Annotated in this window: 2 protein-coding genes; both read left to right on the forward strand. The window is 42.6% G+C overall.

Annotated features, from left to right (window positions below):
- The first annotated feature begins 178 nt into the window (after nt 1–178).
- Nucleotides 179–1,732, forward strand: a complete 1,554-nt coding sequence (gene istA / locus ABIB30_RS27165; protein ID WP_354306156.1) for an IS21 family transposase — start codon at nt 179–181, stop codon at nt 1,730–1,732.
- 21 nt (nt 1,733–1,753) lie between these two features.
- Complete coding sequence (gene istB, locus ABIB30_RS27170; RefSeq protein WP_354306157.1) at nt 1,754–2,491, forward strand: IS21-like element helper ATPase IstB; 738 nt, start codon at nt 1,754–1,756, stop codon at nt 2,489–2,491.
- Nucleotides 2,492–2,575: the final 84 nt, after the last annotated feature.

Raw genomic sequence — 2,575 nt, forward strand, 5'->3', positions numbered from 1 at the left:
TGGATATTACGGTTCGAATAGTGCCAGCTATTTCGGTCTGTTAGTGCCAGCTATTACGGTTTAAATGATGCCACTTTAGTGGTTTAGTTTTATCCATTAATTCGTTTTTTACGGTTCGAATTGTGCCACTTTAAAAAGATCAAGAAAGAATTACCTTATCGCTTTTAAATACAGCGATATGGCCAACAAACTTGATCCGATGGACTTAAAACAAATACTCACATTACATCTGGAAGGTTACAGTAACCGTAAAATAGGTTCTGTTCTGGGTATTTCCCGTAATACAGTCAACACCTATATGCAACTATTTGCTGGTAGCGGCTATTCATTTCAGGAGCTTCTGGCCTTCGATATTCCTGCTTTATCCGAACTGTTCTCCTCACATACTACGCTAGACCCCGTACGTCACAATGAGCTCATGCTTTATTTTGAGGGGGTCAATAAGGCCCGGAACCATCCCGGTTTTACCTTTCTGTATCATTATCAGCAATATGTTGAGCTGGCAACAGAACCGTATAGTTATACGCAGTTCCTTGAACATTTCCGCCGTAAGTACCCTAAGGAAAAAGGCTCAATGAAACTTCAACACATCGCTGGCGAAGAAATGTTCATAGACTTTGCCGGTAAAAAGCTGCAGATCATCGATAAGCAGACTGGAGAGATTATTCCCGTGGAAGTATTTGTAGCCATACTTCCCTGCAGCCAGTACACCTATGTTCAGGCATGTATGAGCCAGAAACGTGAAGACATGCTATTTTGTTGTACCGGTGCCTTGCATTTCTATGGTGGGTCACCCAAAGCTATCGTGTCAGACAACTTAAAATCCGCAGTTAATAGATCGAGTAAATACGAAGCCGATGTCAACCGTAGCTTTAAAGACTTTGCCCGCCATTATAACTGTGTCATCAATCCCACGCGTAGTTACTCTCCACAGGACAAGGCATTGGTTGAGAATGCGGTGCATTTGGTCTATCAGCGTATTTATTATCCGTTACGGGAGATGACTTTCTTCTCACTGGAAGATCTTAACAAAGAAATTGCCGTCTTATTGGAACGTTACAACAATCTTTTGTTCAAACGAAAGGAATCCAGCCGTATTGAGCTCTTCCAGAGTATTGAACGTCAGTATCTCAAAGAACTACCGCTCGATACTTATGAACTGAAAGACTATAAAAGGGCCAAGGTGCAGAAAATGGGCTACGCATACTTTTCTCCCGACAAGTGTTACTATAGTGTTCCGTACCGGTATATCGGAAAAGAAACCATGATCCATTATACCAGGAGCCGTGTTGAGATCTATTATAATCATGAAAGGATTGCGCTGCATCAGCGCAACCTGAACAAAGGCAGCTATATCACCAATACCGATCACCTGAGCAGCACACATAAGTTCTATTCGGAGTGGAGTCCTGAGTTCTTCAGGAAAAAAGCATTGCCGCACGGGGAATATGTTTTGGCATGTATCGAAAGGATACTGGCCTCGCAGGATTACCCTGAAATAAGCTATAAGCGCTCTTTGGGCATTATCCAGCTGCACCGCTGTTATGGTTCTGTGCGGCTCAATAATGCCTGCAAAAGGGCTTTAGTTACAGATAGCTGCTCTTACCTGCGCATAAAGAACATCCTGAAAAATAATATGGACAGACTGCCGCTATTTGACGACCAGACCGAGCCCATAAAACCTCATATACCTTTTCATAACAATATACGCGGTGCTTCCGCATATGAATAATGACAATCAAAAATCAGAGAAATGAACAATCAGACAGTTGAAAAACTACGTAACATGCGCCTGGGGGCCATGGCTCAATTACACCAACAGTATGTAAAGGAAAATAGGTTTGAAGGTATTACCTGCGACGAATACCTAGCATTACTTACGGATCATCAGTGGGAAGACCGGGAGAACAATAAAATTGACAGGTTGCTGAAACTGGCAAACTTTAGGCAGAACGCCAGTCTTGGCGATATAAACTATGCCAGTGAAAGAAATCTAGACAAGAACATGTTCGCACGCCTTGGTACACTGGACTTTGTGTTGCGAAAGGAAAACATCATTATATGTGGCGCTTCCGGTACAGGAAAAAGTTATTTATCCCAGGCTCTTGGGCACCAGGCATGCCTTACGGGGGTAAAAACACTCTATACCGTAACTGCCAGACTGATCAAAAGGCTGAAATTGAGTAAAGTTGACGGTACTTACCTCAAGGAACTGGAAAAACTAACTAAAACGGATCTGTTGATACTTGATGACTTTGGCCTGCAGGCTTTCGATAATCAGGATCGGGAAACTCTGATGGATATTATAGACGATCGGCATGGCAAAAGATCAACAATAATATCCTCCCAAATACCGGTATCGGCGTGGTACGAAATCATCGGTGGTGAAGGAACTATTGCAGATGCGATATTGGATCGGATTGTAAACTCCTCACACAGGATTGACCTGAAAGGTGAATCCCTGAGAAAAGGAATATTGAAAAAGGAATAATCCCAGCTTTTTTATATAATTGTATGATCTTTTAAGTGGCACGGTTTGACCGAAATCACTGGCATCATCACTCCGAAATACCCA

It is taken from the genome of Pedobacter sp. UYP1 (genome assembly GCF_040547305.1).
Taxonomy (GTDB): domain Bacteria; phylum Bacteroidota; class Bacteroidia; order Sphingobacteriales; family Sphingobacteriaceae; genus Pedobacter.

Coding starts and splice junctions, on each gene's coding strand:
- istA (WP_354306156.1), top strand. CDS start 179: ATGGCCAACAAACTTGATCCGATGGACTTAAAACAAATACTCACATTA.
- istB (WP_354306157.1), top strand. CDS start 1,754: ATGAACAATCAGACAGTTGAAAAACTACGTAACATGCGCCTGGGGGCC.